The organism is Caulobacter sp. P1_B12_2 (genome assembly GCF_056406675.1).
This window is the reverse complement of the sequence record NZ_JBFTZS010000589.1, coordinates 1-2,344: the sequence shown is the minus strand read 5'-3', so window position 1 is coordinate 2,344 and position 2,344 is coordinate 1. Positions and strand designations below refer to the sequence as shown.

Annotated in this window: 3 protein-coding genes; 2 read left to right on the top strand and 1 reads right to left on the bottom strand. The window is 70.6% G+C overall.

Features of this window, described 5'->3' with window-relative positions; genetic code table 11:
• Positions 1–322 precede the first annotated feature (322 nt).
• Positions 323–538, top strand: a complete 216-nt coding sequence (locus AC1DZ6_RS23710; RefSeq protein WP_477099561.1) for a hypothetical protein — start codon at positions 323–325, stop codon at positions 536–538.
• Between the two features lie 29 nt (positions 539–567).
• Here the strand turns inward: AC1DZ6_RS23710 and AC1DZ6_RS23705 are convergent, their stop codons facing one another.
• Entirely contained in the window at positions 568–1,812 is a 1,245-nt protein-coding gene (locus AC1DZ6_RS23705) for a pyridoxal phosphate-dependent aminotransferase (RefSeq protein ID WP_477099560.1), read from the bottom strand.
• 270 nt (positions 1,813–2,082) lie between these two features.
• Between AC1DZ6_RS23705 and AC1DZ6_RS23700 the strand changes: the two genes are divergently transcribed.
• Positions 2,083–2,344, top strand: a 262-nt coding sequence (locus tag AC1DZ6_RS23700) for a hypothetical protein (protein ID WP_477099559.1), incomplete at its 3' end; no start/stop codon positions are given.

Genomic DNA, 2,344 nt, shown 5'->3' with positions numbered 1-2,344 from the left:
CTCGTCATCTGGTGCCGGCCGGGCACGGAACACGGATACGGCGTTGATGAAGGGGCTGGCGGCGCGACAGGCATGGGGCGACCCGTGCGTTCAGGGACCGGGCGACGCGAGCCCGGCCCGCCCGTCGGGGGCCAAGACTGGCGAGGCCTGAACAGGGCCGATCGCCGGACGCTCCCGGATAACGACCGCGCGGAGCGTTGGTCCTGGTCGAAACGGTATTTCTTCAAACAGCTTCCGGGCCTGGCCCGGCGCTCCGCAGCCCTCCCCGAACTTCAGCGGCCCGCCGCGTGAGGCGGCGAAGCCATGGCCAGAGGAGACCCTGATGCCCCGATCCAAGACCCGCGCGCTTGCTCGCGCCGCCCGCCGCGCGGAATGGGAGCGCACTGGAGAGGACGACAGCGGGCGCACGCCCGCGCGCGTCGACTATGTCCGTCGCGAGATCCGCCGGCGACTTCTGCGGCTGGAGGCCGTGGAAGCCGCCTACGCCGCGAGCCGCTCGGGAGCGCCGCGAAAAGCCGACTCGCCCGACGACGCCTGATGGCCCTGACCCAGGGCGGGTCCCCGGCCTCAGACGGTCGTGTAATACCCCAGGTTAGCCCGATGCCCGCCCGCTTCATGCCCCGACATCGCCACCGCCTTGCTGTCCATCACCRTCTTGAAGGCCGTCTTGAACGCGGCCATCTCCTCGGGCGTGCCGACCGAGACGCGCACGGCGTTGGGCCAGATGGGCCAGGTGCGGCCGATATAGACGTTCTGGGCCTTCATCGCCGCGATCACCGATTTGCCGTTGCGGCCGGTGTCGATCATGAAGCAGTTGGTCTCGGGAGCGCCTATCACCTTGTAATCATTGGCCTTCAGCCAGGCCAGGGTGTCGCGCCGGGTGTCGCCGATGATCTTCTTGCGCTCGGCGACCAGGCCCTTGTCCTCCAGCGAGGCGCGGGCGGCGGCCGAGCCGGTGATCGGCATGGCGTTCTGGCCGAACGGGGCCAGCTTGGCCAGCAGGTCGGGCCGCGCCACCGCGAAGCCGCAGCGGATGCCGGCCATGCCGTAGATCTTGGAGAAGGTCCGCAGCACGATCAGGTCCTTGCCGGCGGCCACCAGGTCCAGCGTGTCCTGGGTGTCGGACAGGTGGATATAGGCCTCGTCGACCAGCAGGATCGAACCGGCGGGCTTGTGGTCCAGCGCCCAGACGATGTCCTGCTTTGTGGTGGTGGTGCCGGTCGGGTTGTTGGGATTGCAGATGTAGATGACGCCGGCGTTCGGGTCGGCGGCGACCATCGCCTTGACGTCRTGGCCGTAGTCGGCGGCCAGCGGCACCTTGACGATCTTGGCCTGGCTGGTCTTGGCCGCGTACATGCCCGCCTCGTAGGACGGATCGGCGGTGACGAAGCTGCGGGTCGGCGAGGTGAAGGCCAGGACGCTGTAGTGCAGCGGTTCGGACGAGCCGGCATAGACCGCCACGTTCTCGGCCTTCAGCCCGTTCTGGGCGGCGAAGGTCAGGGCCAGCATCTCGGTCTCGCCGTTGCGGTCGTAGCGGCCCCCCAGGGGCGCGACCCGGGCGATCGCGTCGCAGGCGGCCTTGGACGGGCCCAGCGGGTTTTCGTTGGCGTTGATCAGCACCGCGCCCGGCGGCGGGACGTTGGGGCCCTGGCCGTGCAGGGCCATGCCCGAGGGCGGAGAGGCGGGCTTGGCCGGGTCGGCGGCGCGCGCCAGGGCGGCCTCGGTGAGGATCGGCGTCGCCGCCGCCAGGGCCGCCGCCCGCAGGAAGAAGCGGCGCCCGATGGTCGACTGGTCCGACTGACGCTTATCCATGGTCTACCCCTCTTGTCGTTGAGCCCGCCCGGCGTGGGCTGGTCCAGCACAGACCTTCGCGACGGGCGCGGCAAGAGCGGGCGGGGGCGCCGAGCCCGCTTGCCCGTCCCTTGGGCAGACGCCGCCGCGCCGAACGCCGCCAAGGCGAGCGTCTGCCTCCAACTTGGCGCCGCGCACCGGTTGTTGTTCAGCTTCAATTCTACTTGACCGCGCATCGACGCAGGCCGACCCTGGCCGCGCATCGTCCTCGCGATTGAAAGGTCGTCTGGAGTGACACGGGATCTGAGCAGGCTTGGGGGCGGCCGGGCCGGGCGCTGGGCCGGCGGGATCGCCGTGTGCCTGGGGCTGGCGATCACGCTGCCCACGACGGCTTTCCCGCAGACGGTTCGTCCGGTGGCGACGACGGCCGCTCCGACCGCCACGCCCGCCGCCGCCGCGCCCGCCGCGCCTAAGACCTATGCCGAGTGCCTGCGGTCCTATGTGGGGCGGACGAACGCGGCGGCCGTTTGTCGGCGCCTGTTCGCGCCTGTTC

Bases quoted from the DNA above. Each gene is read 5' to 3' on its own strand.
- AC1DZ6_RS23710 (WP_477099561.1), top strand. From the start codon at position 323: ATGCCCCGATCCAAGACCCGCGCGCTTGCTCGCGCCGCCCGCCGCGCG.